The following is a 22774-nucleotide window of genomic DNA, read 5'->3' as shown; positions in this document are numbered from 1 at the left end:
GGTTTGTGGTCACCGATCCGGGCGGGCTGCGCACGGTCGCGTTCAAGCTGCACCGCTGAGCCGAAACGCTGTGTCCGTGCGGCGTCCGGGGAATTGTGACCCCGCTGATGATGGCTCCTAGGAGGATCCCATGCTCGACCAGAACGTGCCTATTCCTGACGTGTGCCCGACGTGTGGCGGTAATCGCGACACGTGCCCCAGGTGCGGCGGATCCGGAAAGGTTTAGCCCACACCCTCTGAGCCGAAACGCCGGTGCTCGTGCGGCGTCCCCGGGATTGAGACCGGGCTGAGGATGGCTCTATGAAAGGGAATTATGACGATCACGATCTCGACTGCTGCTGTGCTTGACCGGCCGTGTACCGATCAGGTGCTGGAGGGGACTCGCCGGTGCGTTGAGCTGGCGCCTCGGGCTGGCGGTTACCCTCCGTGCGGGCTGACCGGCTCCACGGTCAGTTGCCCTGCCGACACGACCGGCTGCCCCAGCTGCTGATTCATCTCGTGATGCTGCCCTCACTCAGGTTTCTGGGTGAGGGCAGCGTTGTGTCGCGGGTTGGTCAGGAACCGGCGGCCTCCTCGGCGCGCACGACGACGAGCTCGGCCTGATCGAGGATGACGACCTCGTTGTCGGGGAACACGCGCTTCAGGTAGCTGAAGGCTTCGTGACGTTCCTTCTCGTCACTGACGTACCGCAGCGTGACGGTGACGACGTCGCCGGGCTGGAGCCGCACGATCCGCGCCTCCTCGAGGAGCACGCTGTCGTCCGGCAGCTGGCCGGCGTCGGCGACGTACGCGGTGCCGCCGACGGGCATCTGCCGGAACGGGGCGTTGCCGGGCTGCACGGGGCGGGTCGGCGGGGGCGTGGGGATCGTCACTGGTTGACCTCGAGCCACTCGCCGGGCTCGCCGCCGGATGCGACCGTGCGCCGTAGCAGCACGACAGAGAGGTCTTCGGATGCCTTGCGGCGAGCAGTCGCTTCCTGCGTCGGGCCGCACACACCACCGGAGTCGACGAAGCCGTATCCCCACTCGATCAGCGGTGCGGGTTCTGGCGGCGGCGCGGTCCAGCCGAGCTTGGCGAGCGCGGCGGCGGTGCGGTCGTCGATCTTGACGGTGGCGTTGCCGTCGTATTCGAACGCGCCGGGCGTCATCGTGAGCGTCACCACCGGTGGCAGCGCGGCCTGCAGAGCCACCGTGACCGCGGTGCAGGCGTTGGCGACGTCGTGGTCGTTGACGAACACCGCACTCGTGGTCCCGCGTTGGTGGATGGAGACGTGGGCCGGTTCACGGGACGACGGTGGTGCGTCGGCCAGCGGCTCGAGGTTCGTCATCAGATGAGCTCCGTTTCGGCGACGACGGCCCAGGCAACGGAGTCCTGGTCGTAGTAGGTGCGCATCTTGGTGAGCTGGCAACGGAGCGCGCCGACCCAGTCGGCCGGGACGGCGACGGCCATGCACGCGTTCTGATACTCGCTGTCCGATGCGGAGTACCACTCGCCGTAGACCTGCTTGGCATGGCTATGCATGGCACGGCGGTAGTCGCGGACGAAGTCATACCAGCTGCGCTGGGTCAGCTTGTCGTCGCTGTTGCCAATGGAGACGTACACGGTGATCAACGTCTCGGTGGCAGGGATCGGTTCGGGCATGTGTGGTCCTTCGAGTAGGGCGGGTTGGTTGACGCCGGGGCACGGGTAGGAGGAGCGGTAGTACTTGCGGTAGATCCGCTTGTGCTGGCCGAGGAGTCCGCCGGCGCGGAGGTGGCGCAGCTCGAGGCACACCGGGCACAGGCCCATCGGGCGCGGGCCCGTGCGGTGGTCGGTCATGACCGGACGAGGTTGTCGAGCAGGCGGCCGGAGCCGTCGATCCACTGGACGCGGAGCGGTTCGAGGAACTCGTCGTCGTCGGCGTTGTCGAACCAGAGCGACAGGCAGTGCTCACACAGGTAGGTGACGTTGCCGATCGGGCCGGTCCAGGTCGCGACCGCGGGGCCGAGATACCGGGCGTGCCACTCGCCGTCGACTCGGTGCGTGATGCCCGCACAGCACCAGCACCGCGGCTCGCCGAGCGGGATGACAGTGGGCTTCACGTCATCTTCCCGACGTCGACCCCGTTGATGAGGTAGTTCACGGTGGTGCTGCCGGTCTGCTCCACCTTCACCGGGCTGTCGAGGCCGAGCAGCTTCGCGCGGCGTTCCTCGAGTTTGCGGATCGTTTCGATGGCCTGCAGCTTCGGCCCGTCGTCGAGGAGCACTTCGCCGCTGTCGGGGTTCCGCATCACCTTGCCGTTCGACACGGCAATGTGCTCCTTGTCGAGCACCTCGCGCGCGGAGCGGAGGAGCCCGTCGAGGCGTTCGAGTTGCTCGGTGCGGTACTGCTGCACCTCCATCGCCGGGGTTTCCTTGAGTGCCCGCTTGTAGTGCTCCCACACGGTTTGCTTGGTGAGCGGGGCGTCGGGGTTGAGGAGCCGGCCGATCTCTTCGAAGGTGACTCCGTCTCGGCGCCACGCGACGATCTTCACTTTGCGTTCCGCGGTGAGTTCCTTCTGCTGCGGGCTTGTGTTGTCCGGCATCGCGGCACCTCCTTCTGCTGAATGTGTGCTGGTTAGCCGAAGACGCGGCGGATGACGCGCGCGAGCCAGCCGGGTTGCGGCGGCTCGTGGAAGCCGACCGTGGGCATGACTCCGTAGTCGTGGTCGTGCTGTCCAACACCAATCTCGGCGGGATCAACGCGCAACTCCGCGCAGACGTGCTCGATGATGGCCGCGCGCATCTCTGCGGCAACGAGCAGTTCATCCGGGGTGCCGGCCGCGGTGAGCTCGTCTGCCAGGGCGAGCGTCTCGGCGGGTGTCGGCGCAACTCCAAGGTTGGGAGCAACTGGGAGTTCGCTGGGAGTTAGAGGTGCGGGGGTGTGCGGCAGGATCGGGCCGCCGAGGTCGTGCTCGATCTGCTTGACGACCTTGGACCAAGAGCCGGCGGGCACCGTCATGGGGACGTAGTTGGGCTCGGACACGGGTGTCTCCTTCATGTGATGAGTCCGCGGCGGATGGCGACGGCGACGGACTGGGTTCGGGTGGTCGTGCCGAGCACAAGCGCTATGCGGTAGACGTGCGACTTGATGGTCGTGGGCGCGAGGAACAGGGCGGCACCGATAGTTGCGTCGGTGCCGCCGGCGGCGATCAGCACGAGCACCTGCAGTTCGCGGGCGGTGAGGTCGCGCTCGGCGCGCTTGATCGCGATGGTCACCGACGCCTCCGCAGTTCGTCGATGACGGCTTGTTTGTCGCGTGGTCGCCAGCAGCGGCCGTTGGGGCCGGCCGCGGCGAGCCATTCCTTCTGGCCGGGCCGGAACCGGCCTAGATCCGCTTTGAGTTCCACGATGAGGACGACGCCGTCCCTGCTGAGCACGAGGTCGGGGAAGCCCTTGTCGCCGGATTGGGGTGTGGCCCAGCGGTCGCCGCGGACCTTCGCTTTGCGGATGTGCATCCAGCGCCACCCGCACCGTTTTGCCAGGTCGGTGACGAAGCGCTGGAAGTCGTCCTCCGACTCGACCAGCGCGGTCACCGTGGTGTCGGTCATCAGGCACCGCCTGTGGTGGTGACGGGCGGGACGTACTCGGCGGTCGGGTCTGCGACTCGCAGCCACATGCCGCCTTCGCCGGGTGCTGACACCTGCATGACCTTGAGGACGTCGGCGGGTGTGCAGATCGCCGCGGTGACGACGTCTGGGGTGTCGGTGTAGGAAGCGGGTTCGTAGTGGTTGACGTAGACGGCGAACCAGGGCAGCGCGGGACGTGCTGGTCCGTCGTAGGCGTCGGGTTTCTGTACCCAGCCGCCGCAGTCGCAGTCGGGTTCGGGGCAGGTCTGGCCGCGGTGGCGTGCGGCGAGTGGTGGGCCGGCGGCGTGGTGGGTGCGGTGTCCGGCGACGACCGGGCACACCTTGGTGACGTAGCGGGCGCATTCGGGGTGCAGTGGTGGTTCGTCGAACAGGAGTGCGCGGAGTGCGTCGGCGGATGCGAGGAACACGATCGGCTGCCTCAGCGGTGAACCGCAGAGTTGGCAGCGTTGTCCGCTGTAGCAGGCGGCTGAGCGGGCGGTGTGGTGGGAGCGGAAGTCAACGCCGCCGTCGGCCAGGCGGACGTTGATGTAGGGGATGACCGCGCCGCCGATGGTGGGCCGGAGGGCTGCGGTCGCGGGGATCGGGACGCTCATGCGGCACCACCGGATCGTGCGTATCCGGCGTCGGTCAGTTCGGTAACCCAAGCGCCGCACGGAGCGCACAGGGGTTCTCCTGCCTCGGTGTGCCGGTAGACGCCGACGGTCGAGCCGTGGAACTGCGGTGTCGCGTCGGCGAGGTATGAGCCGTCACCGTCGAACGGCAGTGGCTCCTGCTGTGGGGTCGTGGCGAGCAGCTCGCGCTGCTCCTGCTCGTACTGGAGCCGTAGGACGAACAGCAGTCGATCGCTCATTCTGCACCGCCGGTGAGCGTGGCGCGGACGTCGAACTTAAGCGCCTGGTAGTCGCCGATGGTCATTGGCATCAGCGCGGTGTCAGCGAGCAGCGCGAGAGCCTTGTCGATGCGGTCCCGCTGGTTGCAAATCACGATCGCGGCCCCACGAAGGGCCTCGGCTGTCTGGTCCCGCTTCCACACGGCTTCGGCGTGCAGCCACAGCGCGACCTTGAGCTGCTCGGCGAGCGCACCGACACGGTTCGGGAGGGACTCGCCGCCGAGCGGCACACCGGCGTCGCGGAGGATCCCGAACGCCTCGTCGATGCTGGCGTCGCGCTCGTTCAGCGACCGGCACGCCTGCTCGTAGGCCCATGCGGTCGGGTACGGCTGCCGGTCGTGGGCGACGGCGAGATCACGTTCGCGGCGAGCGTCGGCCAGCTGCTCCTCGGTGGTGTTCAGGTCGATCCGGAGCATGTCCCGCTCGGCCTTGAGCTCGGGGTCGGCGAGGAGGCCGGCGTCGGCCAGCGCGCGGACGTCGGCATCGGCGTCGTCCTTGAAGTCGGCCGGGCTCAGGTGGTCGGCGCAGTACTCCTGCGCGTAGCGGCCGAGAGCGTTCACAGCGAGGATCTGCGCGGCGTGCTCGAGGTGCCCAGCGGGGGTGCTCACTCGGTCACCGCCGTCCATGGGCCGGGAGCGACGCGCTGGACTGTGACCCAGCCCGGATAGGTACCGCCGCTCCTGGCGACGGCTTCGGAAGCTTTGCGTGTGTAGTCCTTGGCTAGGCCGAGTTCGCCTGCGCGCAGATAGCCCCACTCGACATCGCCGGGCGGCCGCCATCCGGCTTCGCTGGCCATCCGGAGCACGACGTCGGCGATCTCCTCGCCGGATTCCTCCCACGCTTCGGTGAGCAGAACCCGATCCAGATACGCCGCGAGAGTGGCCCTCAGTTCGCCGCTAAGCCCCTCTGCGGGGTCCTGGTCGGCCTGGGAGACCGGCGGAGGGGTGTTCGTCCCGTCACGGCGATCCTGGGAGGCCGGACGGGTGCCCTCAACGATCACCGATGATCCAGTCAGGCCACCTTGGTCAGGGTCGACCACTTCGGTCAGCGTGCAGCTGCCGAGGCGTCGGGTGAGGTCGCTCCAGTCGAGAGGGTCGCCGTCGCCTGCGGTCCAGCACTGGCTTCGGGAGACCTCGACCCCGGCGACGAGCTCGACCGTGACGCAGGCCTGGAAGCGTTGGCTGCTGGTGTGCTGGACTTCGGCTACGTCGGTGGGTTCGGGGTCTCCGGCGCGGAAGACGCGTGGTTCAGGCATCGGGGGTCTCCTCGGGTGTGTTCGGACAGGTCAGCGGTCCGGACGGGTCAAGCAGCGGCTTGAGCTGGGGTGTTGCGCGTTTTGGGCCCTCAGTGGAGGCGCGCGGCGTGGGGTCGGGCGATGGTGTTTCCGCAGGTGACCCAGTCGACGGGGCCGGTGATGGTGGCGCGGTCGGAGTAGTTCTTTTCGTCGTCTTCGGGGCAGGGGACGATTTCGACGAGGTCTTGGCCGTGGACGAGGTCGATGCGCCAGAAGCCGCCGTCGGTGTAGCGGATGCGGAGGACGAGGCCGTTGGAGAACGTGACGAGGTCGCCGGTGTCGCCGTCGGGTCCGTCGGCGGGGTTGAACTCCTCGCGGATGTCGCCGTCGATTTCGATGAGGTCGTCGCTGGCGCCGTAGAGCGTGATCACGGGTTCTCCTGGGGTGTCTGGGTTCGTGCGTCGTGGTAGCCGGGGATTTCGGTCCAGCCGCGGCGTGGTCTGGGTCGTCGGCAGCGTTGGCCGGCGGGTGCGCGGCAGGTGGCGCAGGGGCGGGTGAGCGGGTTGTCGCTGGGCGGTTCGGTGATGCCTCCCTCGAGGGCGAACTCGAAGAGCCCGTTGCGGCCGTGGACTCGGTGTTTGCGGTGGCTCATCCGGTGGCCGCCTGTTCGGGTCGTTGGTGGTTGCAGCGGTCGCTGGTGACGCCGCGGTGTTTCCCAGCGGGGTCCCAGCGCCAGCCGTCGCCGTCGCAGAGTCCGCAGCGGCCGGCGGCGGCGGCTTGGTCGCGGTGCCACTGCTCGGCGGCGAGGCGGGCCGTTCGGCAGGCGCCGCACGAAGGCGGGTCGGGGTCGTTGATGTGCTGGGGGCATTTGGAGGGGGGGTTTTTCGCGCTCGCGTTACCTACGTAACCCCCCCTAGAAAAGTCTCCACCAGTAGAAGACACAGACACAGACACAGATACGTCTGGACTCCCCTCGGATTCCGGTTGGACTCCGTATGGATTCCAGTCGGAGTCCGGTCGGACATTTGCCGTGTTGACCTGCGACGTTCGATTTGCTCCCGCTTTTTTCGGTTCGTCCGGAGGGTTATCCACAACCCCCTCAGGAAGGTCTCTTAGTTCGGGAGATACATCTTTTTTTCGTTCCGTGCGCTTCCGTGCGGCATCCGTTTGGCGGTCCGCTTCGACCCGTTCCTTGGTGAGGTTCCTGCGCTCCCACTGATGGAAGACGTAGCCACCCTTCCTTCGTCGCCACAACCCGCGACGGACGAGTTCGTCAGCGACCTCGGTGTTCGACCGCAGGGTGAGCGCGAGCACATCCTCGGAGACGGAGCCGTTCGTCAGCTTCGCCGCGGAGTACGAACCGGCGCGGACCCAGAGGGAGAACGCGGCGTCGGACATTCCCGTCGTCTTGGGATGGTCGTAAAAGTCAGAGTCAACCTGGAATCGGATCGGCATGTCAGTAGTGCCACCCTCCGTCATCGTGGACCTTGGCGGCCGGGGCGGCGGGCTCTTGGTGCGCCAGCAGCTCGCTGGCCGTCTGCTGACGCTGGCGGACGATGGTCCAGGTGACGCCGCAGAAGTACTTCCAGCGGTCCCGGATAGCCGGGCGCCGAAGCGTCTCGTCCACTGCTTCCCGCAGGTCGTCCGGATCGAGGCCGGCGGCGATGAACTGGTCGATCGTCATGGGCCAGTTCGCTGGCAGCTCGAAGTAGCACCGCTCCCCGCGGTACTCGTAGGTCCACTCCTGCCAGCACGCGAGGAACAGGTCACGCCGGAGGTCCCGCGTTTCACGCTGCGCGATGGCGATGTCGGCGGCCTGTTGCATCGCCTGCGCCCACCGCAGCGCATCCGCGGCGCATCCGCGGCGACGTCGGCGACGAGCGGAGCGTCCGGTGCGGTGGCGGACTTCCCGCTGTTGCAGTCCTTGCAGGCGGCGACGAGGTTCGTGGGGTCGTCGGATCCACCGAGTGCAATGGGCATGACATGGTCGACGGTGAGCACGACGTCGGGTGCTGTTGATCCGCAGTACCGGCACGCGTGGTTGTCGCGGCGGAGGATCTCGTATCGAAGTCGCCTTGAGACGGCCACAGGCTCGCCTCCTTTCGTCTGGGGTGGTGCGCCGGCGGCCCGCATCGGGAGCGGGCCGCCGGCCGGATGGGGCGGCTCAGGCAGTGAAGAGCTCGGAGAGGTGCACTGGCTTCCGCGTTTCGAACTCAGTCAGCAACGAGAGCCCATTCGCCTCTGTACTCGCGCTGGCGGCCGATCTCGTACGTGCCCGGAGCGATGGCCAGGAACCCGTGCTCCGGATGCGCGAGCACCGCCTCGGACTCGGCGGGAACGGTGAGGCGGCCGAGGAGCAGCGACCCGTCCCGCTCCGGCGCGGCGTCCCAGAAGATGGGGCCGTTGCCGTGCAGCGAGTGGGTGTTGCCGCCGTTCTCGCCGCGGATGACGGCGATACCGGCCTTGGCGACGGGCTTGACGGCGTCGTCCTTGGTGACGCGGAGGATGGAGACGTCGCCCTGTGCGCCCGCCCGGGTGATGGTGGGAATTTCGGCGTCGCGCTCGAGGTAGTCGAGGACCTCGGTGTTGAACAGCTGGATTGCTTCCTTGACGATCATGATGGGTGGTTCCTTCCTGGGTGGGTTACTTGCGGTACTCGGCTGCGCGACGCCTTTGGGCATTAGCGACGCACCTCCAGCGACGCATATGCCGCTCTCGGCCAGCCGAAGAGGTCGGCGGCGGCCTCGACGGGGTCGTTGTGGTGTGCGGGGACGGGGAGCCCGAAGCGGCGGCGTGTGCCGTCTCGCTCGACGGTGCCGTTAACCGCGAGCAGGATGCGGGCGCGGTCCTCGTACATGTCCGCCAGTTCCTCAGGCAGGTCGTACAACGCGATGTGGTACGGGGCGTTCCCCGGGTCCGGGCAGGATGCGACCTTGACGAGACCGGACTCCTGGATGAACGTGTCCCACCCGATCTTCTCGATCGCGCAACGCCGCACCTCCGCGTTCTTCTCCTCGAGGACCTGCTCCAACGTCCACGTCTTCTCGATCAGGTCGCGGGGGACGCGGGTTCCGTGCCACATGTGCAGGCCCCAGCCGTCGGGGTAGCTGATTGCCGCGCCGGTCTCGGAGTGGAGGCGGCCTTGTGGGTCGCGGTGGAGTTCGACGGGGCGCTCGGTGAGGATGACAGCGTCCTTAAGCGGGAACCACCATCCGGCGTTCTTGGCGACCTGGACGAGGCCGGCCATCTTCTCGGCGCCGGGGACGCCGAGCTGCCGGAAGGTGTCGTAGAAGCAGGTCCACCAGAGGTCGTAGCGGTACCCGTTCATCGAGTTGTACATGTGATCCCGGACCTGAGCCCAGACCTGATCCCCGACCTGAGCCCAGACCTGATCCCCGACCTGAGCCCCGACCTGAGCCCGGACCTGAGCCCCGACCTGAGCCCAGACCTGATCCCCGACCTGAGCCCCGACCTGAGCCCCGACCTGAGCCCAGACCTGAGCCCCGACCTGATCCCGGACCTGAGCCCCGACCTGAGCCCGGACCTGATCCCCGACCTGATCCCGGACCTGAGCCCCGACCTGAGCCCGGACCTGAGCCCGGACCTGAGCCCGGACCTGAGCCCCGACCTGAGCCCGGACCTGATCCCCGACCTGAGCCCGGACCTGAGCCCGGACCTGAGCCCCGACCTGATCCCGGACCTGAGCCCCGACCTGATCCCGGACCTGATCCCCGACCTGAGCCCAGACCTGATCCCCGACCTGAGCCCGGACCTGAGCCCCGACCTGAGCCTTGGAGAGGCCCTTGAGGAGCTGCTCGACGTGCCAGGCTCCGTAGGTGCCGGCGAGCGGGGAGTCGAGCCACACGACGATCTTGGGGGGCTGGAGGCCGGCGGACTGGTAGGCCATGTTGACACCTTGGACGGCGAGTTCCCGGTTCGCCGAGGTGCACGACAGACCAGCAGCGATCCACTCGTCGCGGATCTTGGCGAGTTCGACTTCCTGGTCGGGGCTGAGTTTGTCGAGTCTCATGGCGGGTTACTTCTCCTCTTCGGTGGCGAGAGCAGGGACAGGGGCCTGGTCGGTCACGGGGTAGTCCTTTCTGGGGGTGGAAATCTGGGGGCCGGGGCGGGTCAGCTGGCGTCGAGGTTCGGGAAGGTGATGGGTTGTCCGGCGGCGAGGGCCTGGCGCCACTCGTGGACGAGTTCCCCGCATCCGCCGCCGTCCTCGGCGGTCTCCTCAAGCCAGGTGGCGAACAGGTCGGCGTCGAACTCGTCGTGCTCACGGAGCCGGGCGAGCAGCGCGGCGTAGGCGAAGAAGTAGATGCAGTACTGGATGGACGCGTCGCGGTCCGTCCGGCTGGTCTCCGGCGCGAGCATGCGGGTGAAGTTGGTCTGGTACTGCTCGAGTGCTTCGGCGATGCGCTCGGCGGCGGTCTGGTCGGTCACGGCGGGTGTCCTTTCGGTCGGGAAGTCGGGGAACGGCCGGTCTTCGGGGAGCCGCTTCCGCCGCATTGGCCGTCGCAGTTTGGGGCTGATGTGGGTGTCGCCTTCGAAGATTTCCTGGCAGTACCGTCCGCGTTGCCGGGCGATGCTGGCCGGGTCTTTCAGCGGCCGGTGACAGTCGAGGCACGGCACCGGATCGGCTGTCATCGGGCACCTGCCATGACGGTGCGGAGTTTCGCGAGTGCGCGGTGGTGGGCGATGCGGACGTAGCCGGGGGTGACGCCGAGCATTTCGGCGACTTCGGTGGCGCGGAGGTTCTCTGCGCGCAGGGTGACGATGTCCCGCTGTGAGGCGTCGAGGACGGTCAGGAGCCGGGCGATGCGGGCCTTGAGGTCGGCGGCGAGGGCCAGGCGCTTCATGACTTGGGTCTCCGATTGGCGGCGCGGATCATCTTCGGGAGTGGCGGGAGTTCGCGGGTGTGGCCGCACGGCCAGCGCAGTGCGACCTCGAACACGTCCATATGGCCAGGCACGCGGCATGTCGGACACATGGACGACTCGACGCGGTGAAGGTGCTCGCCAAGTTCGGTCACAGCGGGCACCCCCTGCGGTACCAGTCGGCCAGCTGTTCGCGAGTTGTCGGCGGCGCCTTCGGGGTTTCCGTGCGCCGCGCGGCCGGCCGGATCATGCGCTCCACCTCCGACGATGCGCCGTACTTGGCTCGGTACAGCTCACGGCGGCGAGCGTCCCGCTGGGCGCGTTTCTCGGGATCGGCCCACCGGGCGCGCTCGTCCTCGGCTTCGCAGGGCTTGCACACCGAGCGGGGTGCGGTCACGCCGCGCTGCTTGCGCCAGCGGAACTCCTCGACTGGCTTCACCGTGCCGCACTTCGTGCACGACTTGACGCGCGCAATCGTCGACGTCACTGTTCACCGTCCCGTTCCGCGCGGGCTTTCGCGGCCTGCTCTTGTGCTTTGCGGGAGAGTTCGGCGTTGTTGAACGGCTCGGACTTGACGTCCTTGGACCAGTTCTTGAGCTCGTCGTCGAGTGCTTTGCGGTGGTCGCTGGCTTTACTCACCGGGCACCTCGGCGATCTGCGCGTCTCGGGCCTTCACGAGCTTGAGCAGGGTTTCATTGCTACTGCTGGCCGAGTCGAGGTCGGCCGCGAGCGTCTCGACGTGGCGGGACAGCAGCTCGGCGGCCTCCCGCATGTACCGGGCGCGGGCGAGCAGCTCGTCGACGACGGGCATCACGGCCTTGTCGACCACCTCGAACGCTTCGGACTGGTCGACATCGGTGGCCCAGTCCAGGCCGATGGCCGCGGCGATGGCCTGCACAATGTCGAGTCGCAGCTGAGCGTTGGCCGGGTCGGGCGTCACGATCTCGAAGAACGACTGTGCGCCGATCGGCTGCTCGCTGACGGCGTGCTGCGCCATCGCGCGGTTGAGCCGCGCGGTGAAGTCCCCATCGGATAGTGGCGGGTTTTCGCGGATGTTGTCGGTCATCGGCCCTTCTCCTCAATGTTCGCGCGGAGACGGTCGATCTCCCGCTGTTCGACGGAGCGGGCGCGCTCGAGGTACTGCGTCACGGCCTGGCGGTATATCTCCGCTTTGGGGACATTGGCTTTGCGCGCGATCTCCGAGATGGCATCCGCTTCCCTGCGGACAAGGTGAAACGATTCGCTCACCATCTCGTCGGGGCCTACACCGCTCCGACGAACATGGGATCGGGCCCTGGTTCCATAGCTATCGATGGCTTTTCTCGCGGGGTTTCCACCAGTGCTGACTACGTGCTTAGCGGGCACCCCAGCTGCCAATTGGGAGCGCATGGAGGTCACCTGGGTACTGGACTCGTTCCCTTTCGAATTGGTGTGAAAAGGGAGACCGACCGCCTTAGCGACATCCGCAGATCGGTGCCCTTGCCTGCGTACATCCCCGCCAGGGGACAACATCCCCTCCTCTTCATAAACCTCCACGGCTAGTGCTTTGGCGTATGTCGGGCACTTGAACCCGTTCTCCGCCTCCCACATCATTGCCAAGTCCTTGTACCCCAGCAGAACCCACGCGCGCATGGTGACGAGTTCCCGAATCGCGTCCTCGAACTGATCGACCGCCTTGGCTGCCGAGGCGAGCAGCTGGCGCGCGCGAATGACCCGGATCGGGTCGTCGATGGCGAGACCACCGACCTCTCTTTCGTCGCTCATGACGCCTCTTCCTGCACAGGAACGGGTGTGGTGGCGGCGAGCCGGAACGCGGCGGCGACGAGCACACCAACGACACCGAGGATCGCGACGAACAGCAGCGCGCGGACGGCCAGCGGGACACCAGCCGGGGCGAGCGCGCCACACGTCGCGAGGATCAACGTGGACGTGATGCCGCCAAGGACGATCACGCACGGCGAACCACCAGCAGGAGTCGGAATGGTCATGCCGGCACCCCGACGATCGTGTCGGTGCGGATCGGCCAGTCAGGGCACACGTCGTGCGCGATGCCCTTGGAGTCGAAGTGCTTCGCGAGGGACTCGGCGCGGTCGCGGTACCAGCTGATCTGGTCGTCGAACAGCTCGGGCAGCGTGCGCGCCATGATCGTCGGGTACTTCTTAGCGATCTGCCACAGGATCTTCGCCGAGGCGAACGCGTCAGCCGTCGCGCCGTGCGCGTCCTCTTCGGACAGTGCGACGCCGTAGTGCGCGGCCGTTGTCGTCAGCGTCCGCTTGCCCTTGCGGTAGGACACGTGCCCGTCGATGACGAACGTGTCCAGCACAGGGCCGAGGGAGCCGAGCCCTTCGCCCTGCGGCCAGAACCGCAGGTTCTCGAACTCCATGAGGGACAGGTCGTAGCCGACGTTGTGCCCGACGACGGGTATGCCGAGCTTCCACGCCTCACGGATGGTCTGCGTGACCTGCTCGACGACCTGGTGCAGCGGCTGCCCGTGCTCCCGGGCGTGTTCGGTGGTGATGCCGTGGATCCCGATGGCCTCGGCCGGGATCTCCTCTCCGTCGACGTCGGAGAGCCACTCAGCGGGCAGCGTCTCCCCCGTCGTGCCGTCCATCATGATCGCGGCCGCGGAGACGATCCGCGCAGTGCGCGGGTTCTTGCCGGTGGACTCCAGGTCAAACGCGAGCAACTTGCCGTTGAGCCAGTTCACGCGTTCACCGCCGCACGGGCCCGGGCGATGGTGTCGGGGAAGGTTCCCGCGGCGACCAGTTCCGGGATGCGCTTGGCCAGGTAGCGGCCCTCTCGGACGCGCAGGTCCTGCAGCATCGACACGGGCTCACCGAGCAGCAGCGATACGACGGCGACCTGCTCGGCGCGCTGGTCGACGTCGTTGTCCGCCAACAGAGTCGTGAGCGCCGCGATCTGCGCCTTGGACAGCTTCTCCTCGTCGTCCGGCTCGGCGGGCGGCTCGTCGACGGGCGGGGGCTCCTGCTCGGCATCGTCGACGGGCGGCTCCTGCGTAACGGCGGGCTCGGCCTTCTTCGGGTTGGTCAAGGCGGCGACCTCGGCCTCGATGACCTTGCGTCGCTCGGGGGTGGCGTTCTTCCACTCGCGCTTGAACTCGGCCACGCGGTCCTCGGCCGACTCGACGAGTGGCCGAGCGGTGAAGATCGCGGACTTGCCTCGCGTCACGAGCAGCGGAATCTGCTTCGGCTTGTCGAGGTGGCTGAGGTGGCTGATGCGGGTGCCGCCGACAGCCTGCCCACCGAACCGAACTTCTGTGTCGCAGTACAGGGTGACGCGCCGGCCGGTGTACGTGGACGCGTCGGGCCCCCAGCAGGACACAAGCACACGCCGCATGCTCTTCCCGGGACGCCAGACCCGGGGGAACTCGGCGAGCTTGATCTCGACGGGCTGCTCACCGGAGCCGGGGCTGACCTTCTCGATCGTGAACGTGCGCGGGCCGCCCAGCAGGTCGACCGCGTCGAGCTGATCGCTCGTGGGTGCAATGGAGTCGGTGAGGTCCATCTAGATCACCATTTCGTGGTAGTCGGGTGTCCGCTCGGTGGCGGGAAGTCCTGCGGTTTTGGTCGCGTAGTCGGCGACCATCTCTGCGGCAGTGGTCTCGAACTGCTCGGCGGCGGCGATGATCGCTTCGTGCCAAGCGGGGTCCGGGTAGAGGCGCTTGTGCCACATCGGCATGCCGCCCGAATAGCTGATGAAGTCGAGCCAGGCGCGGCCGGACACGAGCAACCCGGCCTGGCACTGCGCCATGAATTCGGCGGGCACCTCGTCATCGAGGATCGTGCGCAAGTGGAGCTTGGAGCGACGCGACTTCACCTCGATCAGCCCGTCGTCGCCGACGAGACCGTCGGGCGAGTAGCCCAGCTGCCAGGTGTCTTCCTTGCGGAGGAGGAACCCGATCTCGCGGACGGGGCGCTTGTAGAACTCGGCGTACAGGTCGCGTGCCCTCAGCTCGTCGTCGATGCCGCGCAGCATGTCGTCCCCGATGTAGGTGGGGTCGGTGTAGCCGGTGACGCGCTCGGCGACGAGCTGCGCGACGATGCTCCGGCTCTTGTCGGAGGCTGCGATCTTGAGGGTCTTCGGCGTGACGAGCTGCCCAACGACGGACGCGGTGACGATCCCCCGGCGCTGCTCGTGCCACGAGTCTGAGCCCTGGATCACGTCTGGGAATTCGATGAGGGTCACGAGTTCACCACCGAGACGGACTTCGCGACTTCAAGGCCCATGGTGCGGTCGATCGCGGCGACGATGATTCCCTCGGCCTCGTACATCGGCAGGTCGAACCCGAACGCCACCGGGTCCACGGCGACCGTGATGGTGAGGGTGACCCGCATCGGCGTGGCGCCGGACATGTTGCTCATGAGCGCCTGCCTTTCGGTTTCGGTGCGGGCTGCGGCAGCTGGGGCATGGACTCGTCGAGCGCCGCGATGGCTTCCTTGATCGCGGCCGCGATCGTCTTGAGCGGGTTCTTCACAGCTCCCCCTCACCGCGGCACTGCGGGCACGTGCGGCCGTCCGGCAGCGAGCCGGAGGAGCGGCACATCGCGCAGGAAAGCTTGCCGTCACTGGCCTTCGGGGCCTGCTCGGCGAACTCGACGTGGATATCGGCGTCGTTGCGCTCGGCCTGCTCGGCGCGGGCCTGCGCGATCACCTTCGGGGCGCAGCACAGGCACGAATCCGGGAACTCGTCGCGGGCATCCGGGTTCGCCGGGTCCGGGTCGGCCTGCACTCGGACCGTGGTCACATGCCCGTCGAGCTGGCACCAGGTGCACGGCACCGGCTCGAACCGGGGGTCAGCTGCGGCGACCACGCCGATCGTGCCGATGCGCGGCAGAACGACGGTGTCACCGAACTGGTCGACTCGGTGCCGGGCGACGTAGTTCCGGCGGTGGCCGAGGTCGAGGGGAAGCCGCTCCGGGGTGAGTGGCGGCAGGCCCGCCTGGACGCGGGTTGCTGAGCAGCGGGCCCAGAAGTAGGCCGCGTTGCGCTTCATGAACTCGACGTCACGATCGGGCTTCGAGTGGTGCGGTATCTTCAGGTGGCTGGTCATGAGGTGGAGCTCCTCTTGATTGGTGGTTGTGCCCGTCCTGCGTGTCCGCGCGGGGCGGGCTTCTTACTTGGTGGGTCAGGCGGCCTTGCGCTTAGCGCGGGCCTTCGCGGACTTCGCGGCGAGGTTGAGGAAGTAGGCCGTCTTCGCGGACTCGGCGCGGCGGGCTCGGTCGGCCGGGTCAAGCACGCCTTCCGGGTCGATCTGGCGCTCGAAGCGGTCCATAAACGCCTTGGTGCCGGGCGCGGTTCGTGCGGTCCGGTCCTCGGTGTTTGCCCAGCTCGTGTGCACGGCAACGCGAGCCTGCAACGAACGCTGCTCGGGGGTCATGCCGCGGCCTTGGCGAGCAGTTCGCGACGGTCGGTGATCCCGAGCGCGTCGCAGATCCGGGCGAAAACCTCCGGGCTCACCGACTCCCGGTCGCCGCGTTCGATCTGGCTGAGGTACTGGAACGAGATGCCGGCGAGGTCGGCGAAGGGGACGAGGCTGTAACCGGCGAGCTTGCGTGACTGTCGCAGCAGCCCACCGGCGATGTGGACTCCAGGGGGTTCGGTTGCCATGCGGAAAAACCTACAAGGTTCCACCAGGTTCCGCAACTACCCTCGGCCACCATGTTCCGCCATAAGCGTCTATTTGTGACCTCAGCCCCCAAGATCCGTGTCGATTCCGCTACATTCAGCCGAGTTGCACCAACGGGGAGGATGGCGATGAATGCCGAGGAGACGGCTCAACAGCGCCTAGCGCGACGAGTCAGGCAGCGACGGATGGAGCTCGGGCTCAGCGTCCGAGCAGCAGCGAAGGCTGCTGGCATCGACCGCGACACCTGGTCCAAGCTCGAGGACAGCACCCGCGCCACCCAGGACCGGAACTACAACGCCATCGAGCGCACCCTGGAGTGGCCGCAGGGCGAGATCGACAGCATCCTCAAGCAGCAGAACATCACGAAAATCAGAAGGCCGACCGACGACGAGGTCCGGTCGATGTCGATGGCGCAGCTCGGCGCGATCGCCGCACAGATCGAAGCCAAAGAGGGCTACGAGAAAGCGCGAATCTTTTTCAATGAAGCGGCCGAGGTGCTACGCATGGGGTCCCCGCGGCCAAGTTAGAGCGATATTGGATCCGTGTCGCCCATGGTGATCAAAATGAAACGTCACAATGGGCCATCCGGGCTAATGATCACAATAGATTAATCGGCGATGGCCTTACTGTGGTCTGCTACCCCGACAACTCGGGCAACTAAATCGCTTGTCCGAGTTCAGCGATCGGAGGAGTGATGACCCAGCAGGTGGAGAAGTTCAAGCAGGCCGAGAAGCTCGTTTCCCATGGTCAGGGCTGGAACGTCGCCGCGCTGACCATGCTTGCAGTGATCACGACGGCCCTCGGGTGGATCACGATGTACCTGCGCTGGCCGTCGCCCCCGTTCAACGCGCTGCTATTTGCGGACGGGGTCGTCATTTTCTTTCAAGCCCAACGGCGCAACGGGAAAAATACCCGCAGCGTCGTCGAAAAGGAGATTACCCACCTCCGCAAGATTATCCATCAAGACCTCCGCGCCCACGAATGGGCAGCCGAGTTCGAGGAAATACAGCGGAACTACAGACACGACTAAGCCTTTCCTAACCCGCCCTCCCGCACGAACGTGCAAAACCCTGAAACTGCGGGGGGGGGGGGGGGGCTTCTTCAAAAGCTGCTTTTCCCGGTACCGACTCTCCGGTAGCTAACGAAGTCGATCGACCAAATTCGCCTTCCTGTGCGCGCCGCGAGCGCGCTCGTCCGCCGCTGACGCTCCGTAGCGGCCGACCATCTCCCGCGAACGCCATCCCGCCAACCGCATCAGGTCCTGCTCCTGACCACCCGCGGAGAGCCAGCGGTGCGCGAATGTATGCCGGAACCGGTGCGGGTACACGTGCGGCACCTTTGCATCCTCCGCGCGGCGGTTGAACACCTGCCGGATCCCCCACTCTGTGAGCGTGCCCTTCTTGCCGAGCCACGCCGAATCGAGAGCAGCCTGCGGGTGCTTCGCGCGGGCACGGAAGTACCGCCGCAGCGCCTCGCCGGTCGTAGCCCCGAACGGCACCGCACGAGCGCGCCGGCCCTTCCCCATCACGTTGACCTGGTCGGCATCGAAGTCGAAGTCCATAACCTTCAGCGGCGCGAGCTCGCCGCACCGCGCACCAGTGTCGATGAACAGAAACATCAACGCCCGGTCACGCAAATTCTCGAACGTCTTTCCCTTGCAGGTAGCCAGAAGCGCCTTCAGCTGCGCCTCGGTGAGCACGTCGACAGGCTGTTCGGGAACCGACGGCGGGGACATCTTGACGAACGGCGACGCGTCGATCTCACCCTCGACCTCGTCGAGCCACCGGAACAACTGCTGCAGAGACCGGTAGTGCTTTGCGACGTAGGCGGCCGACAGCGGCTTCCCGGTTCGTTTGTTCGGCCGGTCCTGCAGGTGCACGAAGTAGTGCTCGAGGTGCTCGCGTCCGACCGCGGCCGCGCCGGTCGGCATGCCGGCGCCGAGGAGGAACGCGACGAGTTCGTCAGCTATGCGGAGGTAGGAGTCGATGGTGGTTGGCGCTGTGTTTGTGGCCCTCAGATGGCGTCTCCAGTCCGGGAGAAGCTCCCGGAGGTCATCGAGTGCGGGTGCGGCTTTCGTGGCACGTCCATCCGTCATGCTGCTACTCCCGCTTCAGTGAACACCCAGTCCAGGTAGGAAACCCCGCGGTATGAAGCCCTCGCGCACCCGTCCAACTCATCCTCAGTGAAGGCACGCGGACTGGGCAGCGAAATGGGGCGCGGCTGGCGCACGGCGTTGGTGATGTTGCAGAGCGGGCCGAGGGTGCCGATCAGGCGGCGCTCGACACGCAGCGCTTCTGGGCGCGTCTGGTAGATGTCGTATTCCAGTCGAACCATCTTCATCTCCCATGCCGAATGCGCGCGCCTATGCCCGGCGAGGCGGCTGAAGATGTCGTTGGTGACGCCGACGTAGAGCAGGTCACCGCATCGGCAGTACCCGCGATAGACGTAGGTGCCTCCCTGGCTCGATGGAATGTCCACCGAGCCAGTGACTACCGCCTTGGGGAGAGATCGGGGCTTACGCATGAACCGGGACGTTACCAGAAATTTCCAGTCCCTTGCTCTACAAGCGGCGTTCGGGATAACCTACGGGCAAATCACCTGGTGGTGGGGCGGGTCGGGCTCGAACCGACGGCCAAGGGATTATGAGTGCACAGGGCTTTAGCGGCATTCTGACCAGCGAATATGCAGGTCACGCAAGAGCGTAGCGCGCCTAATCCCTTGGTCATCGATCCACCACCAGGAATCGCTTCTACGAGCGTTCCTGGAGACCAGTATGACCACCACCATTCAGCCGGCCACCGAGCACGAGCCCGACACCTGGCAGCCGATCGATACCGCGCCCGAAGACGGCACCGTGATCCTCGGCCGCTACGACGAGGGCGAGGCCGAGATCCGGTGGGCAACCCACCGGGCCGCGCTCGGCGGCCTGTCCCGCACCGCGCTCGGCGCCGGCTGGGTCTCGACGGATGACGGTTTCTACATCGACCCGCCCCAGTGCTGGCAGCCCGTTGTAACGCTGCACGTACGTCGCGACGACTGCCAGTGTGAGCCGCTCATCGGCGACGCCGGCACGCGCTGGCACCGTGGCGCCCCGGCTACTCGCGTGTTCGTGCCGGTCGACGGCGACGACATCGACGCCGACGGTTTCCCCTCGAGGGACCACCGATGAGCACTCTCCTGATCTGGACTGCACGCGCCTCGGTGGCGCTTTCGACCATCGTCTGTCTCCTGGTCGTCGGGACCATCGGCACCGACTTCTTCACCGCGTCACCCGTGACCGTCGCCGCTGACGTCACGGCGGCCACCTGGTTCTACGCGTCGTACGTGGCGCTGGTCTTCACCCTCCGGGCCGCATGATGAACGCCCGCGAGTTGACCCGGTACCGCGCGGCGCTGGCGCTGCTCGTCGCGCTCACCGTTCCCCTGCTCGTCGTCGCGGTCCCGATCGTCATCCAGCTCGCCGAGTCCAACTGGCGTCCCCGCGTCGAGCAGGCGCTTGTCGCGGTCTCGATCATCCTTGGCTGGTGGGCCTCGTTCGTCGCCGTGTGGCTCACCGAAGTTCGGCTCCACGAGAGCCGGCAACGCGCCACGCTCAAGCACTAGAACGGACCGACATGCCTAGCCTGCACCACTGGCTGTACCACCACCACCGCGGCCGCGAGCCGCGGACCTTCAGCGCGTGGTGGCTCGTGCTCATCTTCGCGCTCGTCGCGTTCCTGATCGTCACCCAGCACTGACCACCCACCAGGTCCGTAACGCCGGGCGTGATCAACACGACCACACAACAACCCGGCGAAGGAGCCAGCATGATCCCGTTCTACCTCACGCCCCGCCGCTTCATCGGACTCGTCGCCGGTGTGCTGCTGGCCATCGGCGTGCTCGGCCTGGTGGTCGGGGTGTCCGCGGACTCGCTCTACGGCTCCCAGCCGTGCGGGAACGGGCTCGCAGCGTTCGCGAACAACTCGCAGGCCTGCACCAGCGCGGTGATGGGGCGCCGATTGTGGGCGTGGCCGCTGGCCGGCGTCGGCGCGATCGGGCTCATCGGCGCGGTGCTGATCGTCGTACCGCAGCGCCGTCGCGACGACGAGCTCGACGAGGCGGAACCGACCGACGTGTGACCTCGTGCAGCAGAAAGCCCCGGCGCAACTGTTACGCGCCGGGGCTTCTGTCGTGCTGCTACTGCTCGGTCTTGACCGCGGCAGTCAATGCCGCCCAGCTGGCTCCGGTGACGGCCAGCTGGCCGCCCGGCCGATCCTTGGTGTCCCGCACACCGACGACGTGACCGAGGTTCACCTCGACGCAGTCCTCGCCGTCCTTGCTTCGGGCCGTCTTGAACCAACCCGCTTTGGCGGGATCACGCGGTATTGTCATCCTGTGTCTCCAGTTCCATGAGCACTCTCGCGATGAGCTCGGCAGTGTCGGCCGGGCTCATCGCCTCTTCTCGCACCGCATCGGCGTCGCGCCGATAGCTGGCGATGTCTTGGGGATCCTCGAAGCGCAAGCCGCTGCGGTGTTGCTCCGAACTCACGATCGATGGTGCTTCGTCGGAGTCGATCAGCATGAACGACCCCGTCAGCAGAGGGGTCCAGTTCGCCGAGAACGGGACGGCCAGCAGTTCGACGTTCGGCATTTCGGCCAGCTCGAGTAGGTAGCGCAGTTGGTCGGCCATGATCTCTCGGCCGCCGATGCACTGACGGATCGCAGCTTCGCCCAACAGGACTGTCAGCTGAGCAGGGTTGCGGCGGGTGATGAGATGGCGGCGCCCGATGCGGTCGTTGACGCGCTCGCCGATCTCATCGTCGGAGACGCCGCCGATGCTCATGATGGTGCGGATGACGTCGTAGGTCTGCAAGACGCCGGGGATGAGCAGCGGCGCGACGTGCGTGACCTTTGTGGCGGTGCCCTCGGCGCGGATGACCGCGTTCATGTGCTCGCGGCGCTCGGGCAACGTAGTCGAGAGACGCCGGCTGCGAGCCGGGCTTTCGGCCGAAGCGATTAATTGGATCGCCTCGTCAGCATCGAAGCCCAGCACCCCGGAAATCTTGATGACCTCGTCCGGCTTCGGGTGGCGCTCGCCGGTTTCCCAACGCGAGATGAGCCCCGAGTCGGATGGTTTCCGGCCGATGAGCTCGGCGAGCTTGCGCAGGGAAATGCCTCGGTCCTCGCGTGCCGTGCGCAGCACGGTGCCGAAAGTGGGCGAGGGGGACGTTGGAGCGCTACCAGCCATGCAGCACATGTTAGTGCAGGCCCACCTAGTCGCAAGCGTAACCCGGTCGGGCTCTTGCACCCTAGTGCTACCGTTGCTAACAATTAGAGTTGGTAGCACTTCGCGACCCGGTAGCGCAGGCGCTGCCTCGATCTTATCTGGAGGGCGCATGGCCGAGGACGTTTGGATCGCCTCAAAAATCGCGGCAGCGCGTGACCTGTCCGGAGCCCCGACGCAAGTAGTCGTGGGGCTGATCAGGATGCAGCGTGGCGACCTGGTGTTCAGCATCAGAATCGGCGAAGGCGGAGAGCCTGCTGTCTTGCCGTCGCAGTCGGCGTACGAGCTGATCGCGAACGCTCACCTGACGATGGCCGAGAAGCTGCAGCTCGAGAACATCGGCGGTGGCCGATGACCTCCAAGGAGCCGCGGGGGCATCTTCAGACGTCGATCGTGCAGGCCGTCGATCTCGCCGGTCGCCCGCTCCCGGTCACGGTGGCGGTCCTCGACACGGCTGGTGGCCTGCAGATCGCTCTGCGCGTCGACGAGGGCGTCGAGGTGATCCTGCCTGACCACGCGTCGATCGAACTCTCGGTGCAACTGCAGCAGGCGTTCGCGGCGAAGCTCAAGGGCGGCAAGTGATGGGCAGCTTCAGCAACAGCGGCGCGGGCGACGCGTTCGACTCGTCCGAGAACGCGAAACGTCAGGCGGAAGAGGCTGCGGAGCGCGCGAAGGAAGCCGCCGAGAAGGCCGCCGCCGAGGGCGACAAGTGACCGCGCTCACCGAGCTGACCACCGTGGAATACACACACCGGTGGTCCGCGGAGACCGGCCTCATCCACTCCTACCCGCGCGCCGACCTCTCCAACACGCAGATCTTGTACCTGGTGCCGAGGTGCAGCACCGACGTGATGTACCCGGTCCGGCACGCCCGTGTCGAACTCAGCTGCGCGGCCGCGTCGACGAGCGACCGGTTCACCTGGTGCGCCGGGTGCGCAGTCGCCGCACGACGCGCACGGCGCACCCAGCTGGAGCAGCAGGTGCCTCAGCAGCGCAAGGCCATCGCATGATGCAACCCGACATCGAACTTCTGAGCCGCATCCCGAAGGTCAACGCGGCCTCCGGAGAAATCATGCTCCGAGTGCTGTCCGGCATCGCCGACGATGACGCCGCGTCAGCGGACTTCGCCGCCATCGGCGCCCTGTACACCCAGCTCGGTGCCGCGTTCACCCAGCGCGCTGAGCAGCTCGCCGCCGACCAGGCGGACAAGCTCGACCCCTAATCCCCCGGTCGCCGCGCTGCCCCGACGGCGCGGCG

47 protein-coding genes and 1 pseudogene are annotated in these 22774 nt (G+C 66.9%); 12 read left to right on the top strand and 36 right to left on the bottom strand.

The window, feature by feature from the left end; all coding sequences use genetic code 11:
• Nucleotides 1-554 precede the first annotated feature (554 nt).
• The 32 genes and pseudogenes from JWQ81_RS43595 to JWQ81_RS43445 form a co-directional block, all read right to left on the bottom strand.
• Nucleotides 555-872, bottom strand: coding sequence for a hypothetical protein (locus JWQ81_RS43595; protein WP_297551509.1), 318 nt, complete (start codon nt 870-872; stop codon nt 555-557).
• Nucleotides 869-1327: a hypothetical protein gene (locus JWQ81_RS43590; RefSeq protein WP_297551508.1), complete on the bottom strand. Its 459-nt coding sequence runs from the start codon at nt 1325-1327 to the stop codon at nt 869-871. Before JWQ81_RS43590 ends, JWQ81_RS43595 begins: the two co-directional genes overlap by 4 nt.
• Nucleotides 1327-1818, bottom strand: coding sequence for a hypothetical protein (locus JWQ81_RS43585; protein WP_297551507.1), 492 nt, complete (start codon nt 1816-1818; stop codon nt 1327-1329). The genes JWQ81_RS43590 and JWQ81_RS43585 overlap by 1 nt, the downstream gene beginning before the upstream one ends.
• Complete coding sequence (locus tag JWQ81_RS43580; protein WP_297551506.1) at nt 1815-2081, bottom strand: hypothetical protein; 267 nt, start codon at nt 2079-2081, stop codon at nt 1815-1817. Before JWQ81_RS43580 ends, JWQ81_RS43585 begins: the two co-directional genes overlap by 4 nt.
• Nucleotides 2078-2563: a hypothetical protein gene (locus JWQ81_RS43575; RefSeq protein WP_297551505.1), complete on the bottom strand. Its 486-nt coding sequence runs from the start codon at nt 2561-2563 to the stop codon at nt 2078-2080. The genes JWQ81_RS43580 and JWQ81_RS43575 overlap by 4 nt, the downstream gene beginning before the upstream one ends.
• A gap of 32 nt (nt 2564-2595) precedes the next feature.
• On the bottom strand, nt 2596-3003 hold the full coding sequence (locus JWQ81_RS43570) for a hypothetical protein (protein ID WP_297551504.1): 408 nt from the start codon (nt 3001-3003) through the stop codon (nt 2596-2598).
• Nucleotides 3004-3014: 11 nt separating this feature from the next.
• Nucleotides 3015-3236, bottom strand: coding sequence for a LuxR C-terminal-related transcriptional regulator (locus JWQ81_RS43565; RefSeq protein ID WP_297551503.1), 222 nt, complete (start codon nt 3234-3236; stop codon nt 3015-3017).
• Nucleotides 3233-3568, bottom strand: coding sequence for a hypothetical protein (locus JWQ81_RS43560; protein WP_297551502.1), 336 nt, complete (start codon nt 3566-3568; stop codon nt 3233-3235). The genes JWQ81_RS43565 and JWQ81_RS43560 overlap by 4 nt, the downstream gene beginning before the upstream one ends.
• The gene (locus JWQ81_RS43555; RefSeq protein ID WP_297551501.1) at nt 3568-4200 is read right to left on the bottom strand and encodes a hypothetical protein; all 633 of its coding nucleotides are present in this window, start codon (nt 4198-4200) and stop codon (nt 3568-3570) included. The genes JWQ81_RS43560 and JWQ81_RS43555 overlap by 1 nt, the downstream gene beginning before the upstream one ends.
• Nucleotides 4197-4457, bottom strand: coding sequence for a hypothetical protein (locus JWQ81_RS43550; protein WP_297551500.1), 261 nt, complete (start codon nt 4455-4457; stop codon nt 4197-4199). The genes JWQ81_RS43555 and JWQ81_RS43550 overlap by 4 nt, the downstream gene beginning before the upstream one ends.
• Nucleotides 4454-5104 carry a hypothetical protein gene (locus tag JWQ81_RS43545; RefSeq protein ID WP_297551499.1) on the bottom strand — a complete coding sequence of 217 codons (651 nt, stop codon included), beginning with the start codon at nt 5102-5104 and terminating at the stop codon, nt 4454-4456. Before JWQ81_RS43545 ends, JWQ81_RS43550 begins: the two co-directional genes overlap by 4 nt.
• A complete protein-coding gene (locus JWQ81_RS43540; RefSeq protein WP_297551498.1) occupies nt 5101-5751 on the bottom strand; it encodes a hypothetical protein in 651 nt (216 codons plus the stop codon). Before JWQ81_RS43540 ends, JWQ81_RS43545 begins: the two co-directional genes overlap by 4 nt.
• 89 nt (nt 5752-5840) lie before the next feature.
• Nucleotides 5841-6161 carry a hypothetical protein gene (locus tag JWQ81_RS43535; protein WP_297551497.1) on the bottom strand — a complete coding sequence of 107 codons (321 nt, stop codon included), beginning with the start codon at nt 6159-6161 and terminating at the stop codon, nt 5841-5843.
• Between the two features lie 217 nt (nt 6162-6378).
• Nucleotides 6379-7185: a hypothetical protein gene (locus JWQ81_RS43530; RefSeq protein WP_297551496.1), complete on the bottom strand. Its 807-nt coding sequence runs from the start codon at nt 7183-7185 to the stop codon at nt 6379-6381.
• 1 nt (nt 7186) lies between these two features.
• Complete coding sequence (locus JWQ81_RS43525) at nt 7187-7555, bottom strand: hypothetical protein (RefSeq protein WP_297551495.1); 369 nt, start codon at nt 7553-7555, stop codon at nt 7187-7189.
• Nucleotides 7556-7632: 77 nt separating this feature from the next.
• Nucleotides 7633-7863: pseudogene (locus tag JWQ81_RS45230) on the bottom strand (HNH endonuclease); the annotation flags it as partial.
• 80 nt (nt 7864-7943) lie between these two features.
• Nucleotides 7944-8348, bottom strand: coding sequence for a hypothetical protein (locus tag JWQ81_RS43520; RefSeq protein ID WP_297551494.1), 405 nt, complete (start codon nt 8346-8348; stop codon nt 7944-7946).
• 62 nt (nt 8349-8410) lie between these two features.
• Nucleotides 8411-9760 (bottom strand): DUF6745 domain-containing protein, encoded by a 1350-nt coding sequence (locus tag JWQ81_RS43515; protein ID WP_297551493.1) that lies wholly within the window; start codon nt 9758-9760, stop codon nt 8411-8413.
• Between the two features lie 101 nt (nt 9761-9861).
• Nucleotides 9862-10380 carry a hypothetical protein gene (locus tag JWQ81_RS43510; protein WP_297551492.1) on the bottom strand — a complete coding sequence of 173 codons (519 nt, stop codon included), beginning with the start codon at nt 10378-10380 and terminating at the stop codon, nt 9862-9864.
• Nucleotides 10377-10592, bottom strand: a complete 216-nt coding sequence (locus JWQ81_RS43505) for a sigma factor-like helix-turn-helix DNA-binding protein (protein WP_297551491.1) — start codon at nt 10590-10592, stop codon at nt 10377-10379. Before JWQ81_RS43505 ends, JWQ81_RS43510 begins: the two co-directional genes overlap by 4 nt.
• Nucleotides 10593-10761: 169 nt before the next feature.
• Nucleotides 10762-11097 carry a hypothetical protein gene (locus tag JWQ81_RS43500; RefSeq protein WP_297551490.1) on the bottom strand — a complete coding sequence of 112 codons (336 nt, stop codon included), beginning with the start codon at nt 11095-11097 and terminating at the stop codon, nt 10762-10764.
• The gene (locus JWQ81_RS43495) at nt 11094-11249 is read right to left on the bottom strand and encodes a hypothetical protein (RefSeq protein ID WP_297551489.1); all 156 of its coding nucleotides are present in this window, start codon (nt 11247-11249) and stop codon (nt 11094-11096) included. Before JWQ81_RS43495 ends, JWQ81_RS43500 begins: the two co-directional genes overlap by 4 nt.
• On the bottom strand, nt 11242-11676 hold the full coding sequence (locus JWQ81_RS43490) for a hypothetical protein (protein WP_297551488.1): 435 nt from the start codon (nt 11674-11676) through the stop codon (nt 11242-11244). The genes JWQ81_RS43495 and JWQ81_RS43490 overlap by 8 nt, the downstream gene beginning before the upstream one ends.
• A complete protein-coding gene (locus tag JWQ81_RS43485) occupies nt 11673-12374 on the bottom strand; it encodes a hypothetical protein (RefSeq protein WP_297551487.1) in 702 nt (233 codons plus the stop codon). The genes JWQ81_RS43490 and JWQ81_RS43485 overlap by 4 nt, the downstream gene beginning before the upstream one ends.
• Entirely contained in the window at nt 12371-12598 is a 228-nt protein-coding gene (locus tag JWQ81_RS43480; protein WP_297551486.1) for a hypothetical protein, read from the bottom strand. The genes JWQ81_RS43485 and JWQ81_RS43480 overlap by 4 nt, the downstream gene beginning before the upstream one ends.
• Nucleotides 12595-13317, bottom strand: a complete 723-nt coding sequence (locus tag JWQ81_RS43475; RefSeq protein ID WP_297551485.1) for an exonuclease domain-containing protein — start codon at nt 13315-13317, stop codon at nt 12595-12597. The genes JWQ81_RS43480 and JWQ81_RS43475 overlap by 4 nt, the downstream gene beginning before the upstream one ends.
• Nucleotides 13314-14135, bottom strand: a complete 822-nt coding sequence (locus JWQ81_RS43470) for a hypothetical protein (protein ID WP_297551484.1) — start codon at nt 14133-14135, stop codon at nt 13314-13316. Before JWQ81_RS43470 ends, JWQ81_RS43475 begins: the two co-directional genes overlap by 4 nt.
• Complete coding sequence (locus JWQ81_RS43465; RefSeq protein ID WP_297551483.1) at nt 14136-14816, bottom strand: lambda exonuclease family protein; 681 nt, start codon at nt 14814-14816, stop codon at nt 14136-14138.
• Entirely contained in the window at nt 14813-14992 is a 180-nt protein-coding gene (locus tag JWQ81_RS43460) for a hypothetical protein (RefSeq protein WP_297551482.1), read from the bottom strand. The genes JWQ81_RS43465 and JWQ81_RS43460 overlap by 4 nt, the downstream gene beginning before the upstream one ends.
• Nucleotides 14993-15101: 109 nt before the next feature.
• Complete coding sequence (locus tag JWQ81_RS43455) at nt 15102-15680, bottom strand: hypothetical protein (RefSeq protein ID WP_297551481.1); 579 nt, start codon at nt 15678-15680, stop codon at nt 15102-15104.
• Between the two features lie 75 nt (nt 15681-15755).
• Nucleotides 15756-16007, bottom strand: a complete 252-nt coding sequence (locus JWQ81_RS43450) for a hypothetical protein (RefSeq protein WP_297551480.1) — start codon at nt 16005-16007, stop codon at nt 15756-15758.
• Nucleotides 16004-16237: a helix-turn-helix transcriptional regulator gene (locus JWQ81_RS43445; RefSeq protein WP_297551479.1), complete on the bottom strand. Its 234-nt coding sequence runs from the start codon at nt 16235-16237 to the stop codon at nt 16004-16006. The genes JWQ81_RS43450 and JWQ81_RS43445 overlap by 4 nt, the downstream gene beginning before the upstream one ends.
• Nucleotides 16238-16384: 147 nt before the next feature.
• Here JWQ81_RS43445 and JWQ81_RS43440 point away from each other — a divergent pair, with 147 nt between their 5' ends.
• Together JWQ81_RS43440 and JWQ81_RS43435 are read left to right on the top strand one after the other, a co-directional pair.
• Nucleotides 16385-16783, top strand: coding sequence for a helix-turn-helix domain-containing protein (locus JWQ81_RS43440; RefSeq protein WP_297551478.1), 399 nt, complete (start codon nt 16385-16387; stop codon nt 16781-16783).
• Nucleotides 16784-16950: 167 nt separating this feature from the next.
• Nucleotides 16951-17286, top strand: a complete 336-nt coding sequence (locus tag JWQ81_RS43435; RefSeq protein ID WP_297551477.1) for a hypothetical protein — start codon at nt 16951-16953, stop codon at nt 17284-17286.
• Between the two features lie 108 nt (nt 17287-17394).
• On the opposite strand, the gene JWQ81_RS43430 is transcribed toward JWQ81_RS43435, so the two are convergent.
• On the bottom strand, nt 17395-18351 hold the full coding sequence (locus JWQ81_RS43430; protein WP_297551476.1) for a tyrosine-type recombinase/integrase: 957 nt from the start codon (nt 18349-18351) through the stop codon (nt 17395-17397).
• Complete coding sequence (locus JWQ81_RS43425; RefSeq protein ID WP_297551475.1) at nt 18348-18734, bottom strand: GIY-YIG nuclease family protein; 387 nt, start codon at nt 18732-18734, stop codon at nt 18348-18350. The genes JWQ81_RS43430 and JWQ81_RS43425 overlap by 4 nt, the downstream gene beginning before the upstream one ends.
• A gap of 295 nt (nt 18735-19029) precedes the next feature.
• Between JWQ81_RS43425 and JWQ81_RS43420 the strand changes: the two genes are divergently transcribed.
• The 5 genes from JWQ81_RS43420 to JWQ81_RS43400 all read left to right on the top strand — a co-directional run bounded on the left by JWQ81_RS43420 (nt 19030) and on the right by JWQ81_RS43400 (nt 20373).
• Nucleotides 19030-19425 carry a hypothetical protein gene (locus JWQ81_RS43420; RefSeq protein ID WP_297551474.1) on the top strand — a complete coding sequence of 132 codons (396 nt, stop codon included), beginning with the start codon at nt 19030-19032 and terminating at the stop codon, nt 19423-19425.
• A complete protein-coding gene (locus tag JWQ81_RS43415; RefSeq protein ID WP_297551473.1) occupies nt 19422-19613 on the top strand; it encodes a hypothetical protein in 192 nt (63 codons plus the stop codon). The genes JWQ81_RS43420 and JWQ81_RS43415 overlap by 4 nt, the downstream gene beginning before the upstream one ends.
• Nucleotides 19610-19858, top strand: coding sequence for a hypothetical protein (locus tag JWQ81_RS43410; RefSeq protein ID WP_297551472.1), 249 nt, complete (start codon nt 19610-19612; stop codon nt 19856-19858). Before JWQ81_RS43415 ends, JWQ81_RS43410 begins: the two co-directional genes overlap by 4 nt.
• Nucleotides 19859-19869: 11 nt before the next feature.
• Complete coding sequence (locus tag JWQ81_RS43405; protein ID WP_297551471.1) at nt 19870-19992, top strand: hypothetical protein; 123 nt, start codon at nt 19870-19872, stop codon at nt 19990-19992.
• 69 nt (nt 19993-20061) lie between these two features.
• Entirely contained in the window at nt 20062-20373 is a 312-nt protein-coding gene (locus tag JWQ81_RS43400) for a hypothetical protein (RefSeq protein ID WP_297551469.1), read from the top strand.
• 58 nt (nt 20374-20431) lie between these two features.
• On the opposite strand, the gene JWQ81_RS43395 is transcribed toward JWQ81_RS43400, so the two are convergent.
• Both JWQ81_RS43395 and JWQ81_RS43390 read right to left on the bottom strand, forming a co-directional pair.
• On the bottom strand, nt 20432-20626 hold the full coding sequence (locus JWQ81_RS43395; RefSeq protein ID WP_297551467.1) for a DUF397 domain-containing protein: 195 nt from the start codon (nt 20624-20626) through the stop codon (nt 20432-20434).
• Nucleotides 20610-21482, bottom strand: coding sequence for a helix-turn-helix transcriptional regulator (locus JWQ81_RS43390; RefSeq protein ID WP_297551465.1), 873 nt, complete (start codon nt 21480-21482; stop codon nt 20610-20612). The genes JWQ81_RS43395 and JWQ81_RS43390 overlap by 17 nt, the downstream gene beginning before the upstream one ends.
• 148 nt (nt 21483-21630) lie before the next feature.
• On the opposite strand from JWQ81_RS43390, the gene JWQ81_RS43385 reads away from it, so the two are divergent.
• From JWQ81_RS43385 to JWQ81_RS43365, 5 genes are read left to right on the top strand one after another with little or no spacing between them, the layout of a single operon-like run.
• Entirely contained in the window at nt 21631-21873 is a 243-nt protein-coding gene (locus JWQ81_RS43385; RefSeq protein WP_297551463.1) for a hypothetical protein, read from the top strand.
• A complete protein-coding gene (locus JWQ81_RS43380) occupies nt 21870-22100 on the top strand; it encodes a hypothetical protein (protein ID WP_297551461.1) in 231 nt (76 codons plus the stop codon). Before JWQ81_RS43385 ends, JWQ81_RS43380 begins: the two co-directional genes overlap by 4 nt.
• Nucleotides 22100-22231 (top strand): hypothetical protein, encoded by a 132-nt coding sequence (locus JWQ81_RS43375; protein WP_297551459.1) that lies wholly within the window; start codon nt 22100-22102, stop codon nt 22229-22231. Before JWQ81_RS43380 ends, JWQ81_RS43375 begins: the two co-directional genes overlap by 1 nt.
• Nucleotides 22228-22527, top strand: a complete 300-nt coding sequence (locus tag JWQ81_RS43370) for a hypothetical protein (RefSeq protein ID WP_297551457.1) — start codon at nt 22228-22230, stop codon at nt 22525-22527. The genes JWQ81_RS43375 and JWQ81_RS43370 overlap by 4 nt, the downstream gene beginning before the upstream one ends.
• Nucleotides 22524-22739 (top strand): hypothetical protein, encoded by a 216-nt coding sequence (locus JWQ81_RS43365; protein WP_297551456.1) that lies wholly within the window; start codon nt 22524-22526, stop codon nt 22737-22739. The genes JWQ81_RS43370 and JWQ81_RS43365 overlap by 4 nt, the downstream gene beginning before the upstream one ends.
• The last annotated feature ends 35 nt before the right edge of the window (nt 22740-22774 follow it).

It is taken from the genome of Amycolatopsis sp. (genome assembly GCF_025464955.1).
GTDB lineage: Bacteria > Actinomycetota > Actinomycetes > Mycobacteriales > Pseudonocardiaceae > Amycolatopsis.
This window is presented reverse-complemented; position numbering and strand designations above follow the sequence as displayed.

What these genes read in the sequence shown, in the direction of transcription:
- JWQ81_RS43590 (WP_297551508.1), bottom strand. Translation starts at nt 1,327, where the DNA reads ATGACGAACCTCGAGCCGCTGGCCGACGCACCACCGTCGTCCCGTGAA.
- JWQ81_RS43585 (WP_297551507.1), bottom strand. Translation starts at nt 1,818, where the DNA reads ATGACCGACCACCGCACGGGCCCGCGCCCGATGGGCCTGTGCCCGGTG.
- JWQ81_RS43575 (WP_297551505.1), bottom strand. Translation starts at nt 2,563, where the DNA reads ATGCCGGACAACACAAGCCCGCAGCAGAAGGAACTCACCGCGGAACGC.
- JWQ81_RS43560 (WP_297551502.1), bottom strand. Translation starts at nt 3,568, where the DNA reads ATGACCGACACCACGGTGACCGCGCTGGTCGAGTCGGAGGACGACTTC.
- JWQ81_RS43555 (WP_297551501.1), bottom strand. Translation starts at nt 4,200, where the DNA reads ATGAGCGTCCCGATCCCCGCGACCGCAGCCCTCCGGCCCACCATCGGC.
- JWQ81_RS43550 (WP_297551500.1), bottom strand. Translation starts at nt 4,457, where the DNA reads ATGAGCGATCGACTGCTGTTCGTCCTACGGCTCCAGTACGAGCAGGAG.
- JWQ81_RS43540 (WP_297551498.1), bottom strand. Translation starts at nt 5,751, where the DNA reads ATGCCTGAACCACGCGTCTTCCGCGCCGGAGACCCCGAACCCACCGAC.
- JWQ81_RS43530 (WP_297551496.1), bottom strand. Translation starts at nt 7,185, where the DNA reads ATGCCGATCCGATTCCAGGTTGACTCTGACTTTTACGACCATCCCAAG.
- JWQ81_RS43525 (WP_297551495.1), bottom strand. Translation starts at nt 7,555, where the DNA reads ATGCAACAGGCCGCCGACATCGCCATCGCGCAGCGTGAAACGCGGGAC.
- JWQ81_RS43520 (WP_297551494.1), bottom strand. Translation starts at nt 8,348, where the DNA reads ATGATCGTCAAGGAAGCAATCCAGCTGTTCAACACCGAGGTCCTCGAC.
- JWQ81_RS43515 (WP_297551493.1), bottom strand. Translation starts at nt 9,760, where the DNA reads ATGAGACTCGACAAACTCAGCCCCGACCAGGAAGTCGAACTCGCCAAG.
- JWQ81_RS43510 (WP_297551492.1), bottom strand. Translation starts at nt 10,380, where the DNA reads ATGACAGCCGATCCGGTGCCGTGCCTCGACTGTCACCGGCCGCTGAAA.
- JWQ81_RS43505 (WP_297551491.1), bottom strand. Translation starts at nt 10,592, where the DNA reads ATGAAGCGCCTGGCCCTCGCCGCCGACCTCAAGGCCCGCATCGCCCGG.
- JWQ81_RS43490 (WP_297551488.1), bottom strand. Translation starts at nt 11,676, where the DNA reads ATGACCGACAACATCCGCGAAAACCCGCCACTATCCGATGGGGACTTC.
- JWQ81_RS43485 (WP_297551487.1), bottom strand. Translation starts at nt 12,374, where the DNA reads ATGAGCGACGAAAGAGAGGTCGGTGGTCTCGCCATCGACGACCCGATC.
- JWQ81_RS43480 (WP_297551486.1), bottom strand. Translation starts at nt 12,598, where the DNA reads ATGACCATTCCGACTCCTGCTGGTGGTTCGCCGTGCGTGATCGTCCTT.
- JWQ81_RS43470 (WP_297551484.1), bottom strand. Translation starts at nt 14,135, where the DNA reads ATGGACCTCACCGACTCCATTGCACCCACGAGCGATCAGCTCGACGCG.
- JWQ81_RS43460 (WP_297551482.1), bottom strand. Translation starts at nt 14,992, where the DNA reads ATGAGCAACATGTCCGGCGCCACGCCGATGCGGGTCACCCTCACCATC.
- JWQ81_RS43455 (WP_297551481.1), bottom strand. Translation starts at nt 15,680, where the DNA reads ATGACCAGCCACCTGAAGATACCGCACCACTCGAAGCCCGATCGTGAC.
- JWQ81_RS43450 (WP_297551480.1), bottom strand. Translation starts at nt 16,007, where the DNA reads ATGACCCCCGAGCAGCGTTCGTTGCAGGCTCGCGTTGCCGTGCACACG.
- JWQ81_RS43445 (WP_297551479.1), bottom strand. Translation starts at nt 16,237, where the DNA reads ATGGCAACCGAACCCCCTGGAGTCCACATCGCCGGTGGGCTGCTGCGA.
- JWQ81_RS43440 (WP_297551478.1), top strand. Translation starts at nt 16,385, where the DNA reads ATGAATGCCGAGGAGACGGCTCAACAGCGCCTAGCGCGACGAGTCAGG.
- JWQ81_RS43435 (WP_297551477.1), top strand. Translation starts at nt 16,951, where the DNA reads ATGACCCAGCAGGTGGAGAAGTTCAAGCAGGCCGAGAAGCTCGTTTCC.
- JWQ81_RS43430 (WP_297551476.1), bottom strand. Translation starts at nt 18,351, where the DNA reads ATGACGGATGGACGTGCCACGAAAGCCGCACCCGCACTCGATGACCTC.
- JWQ81_RS43420 (WP_297551474.1), top strand. Translation starts at nt 19,030, where the DNA reads ATGACCACCACCATTCAGCCGGCCACCGAGCACGAGCCCGACACCTGG.
- JWQ81_RS43415 (WP_297551473.1), top strand. Translation starts at nt 19,422, where the DNA reads ATGAGCACTCTCCTGATCTGGACTGCACGCGCCTCGGTGGCGCTTTCG.
- JWQ81_RS43410 (WP_297551472.1), top strand. Translation starts at nt 19,610, where the DNA reads ATGATGAACGCCCGCGAGTTGACCCGGTACCGCGCGGCGCTGGCGCTG.
- JWQ81_RS43405 (WP_297551471.1), top strand. Translation starts at nt 19,870, where the DNA reads ATGCCTAGCCTGCACCACTGGCTGTACCACCACCACCGCGGCCGCGAG.
- JWQ81_RS43400 (WP_297551469.1), top strand. Translation starts at nt 20,062, where the DNA reads ATGATCCCGTTCTACCTCACGCCCCGCCGCTTCATCGGACTCGTCGCC.
- JWQ81_RS43395 (WP_297551467.1), bottom strand. Translation starts at nt 20,626, where the DNA reads ATGACAATACCGCGTGATCCCGCCAAAGCGGGTTGGTTCAAGACGGCC.
- JWQ81_RS43390 (WP_297551465.1), bottom strand. Translation starts at nt 21,482, where the DNA reads ATGGCTGGTAGCGCTCCAACGTCCCCCTCGCCCACTTTCGGCACCGTG.
- JWQ81_RS43385 (WP_297551463.1), top strand. Translation starts at nt 21,631, where the DNA reads ATGGCCGAGGACGTTTGGATCGCCTCAAAAATCGCGGCAGCGCGTGAC.
- JWQ81_RS43380 (WP_297551461.1), top strand. Translation starts at nt 21,870, where the DNA reads ATGACCTCCAAGGAGCCGCGGGGGCATCTTCAGACGTCGATCGTGCAG.
- JWQ81_RS43375 (WP_297551459.1), top strand. Translation starts at nt 22,100, where the DNA reads ATGGGCAGCTTCAGCAACAGCGGCGCGGGCGACGCGTTCGACTCGTCC.
- JWQ81_RS43365 (WP_297551456.1), top strand. Translation starts at nt 22,524, where the DNA reads ATGATGCAACCCGACATCGAACTTCTGAGCCGCATCCCGAAGGTCAAC.